We start from the raw sequence: 354 nt of genomic DNA, 5'->3' as shown, positions 1-354 counted from the left end.
ACTGGGTGGGCTCGCACCGGTTTGTTTACGACCGGGCCGGCCGCATGCAGGAGAAACAGTTTTTAGCGGAAGGGTGCCGGCTGGCGCTGACGAAATACCGGTGGAACAGCCAGAATCAGCTGACCGGGCTGATTACCCCGGACGGGATACCGTGGGAATATCGCTATGATGCTTTCGGGCGGCGGACAGAAAAACGGTGTATCCCGAGCGGTAAGCGGACCACGTATTTATGGGACGGCGACGTGCCGGCGGAAATCCGCGAATACCAGCACGGCCGGCTGAAAATGATCCGCCATCTGGTGTTTGACGGCTGGGAGCTGATAGCGCAGCAGACGCAGCAGTTCACGCTTAATC

General features: G+C 59.3%; 1 pseudogene. It reads left to right on the top strand.

The features are described from left to right. Nucleotides 1-354 (top strand): annotated as a pseudogene (locus EAE90_RS23460) (RHS repeat domain-containing protein); the annotation flags it as partial.

Origin of the sequence: Photorhabdus caribbeanensis (assembly GCF_018448885.1) — a bacterium.
Taxonomy (GTDB): Bacteria; Pseudomonadota; Gammaproteobacteria; order Enterobacterales; family Enterobacteriaceae; genus Photorhabdus; species Photorhabdus caribbeanensis.
This window is presented reverse-complemented; position numbering and strand designations above follow the sequence as displayed.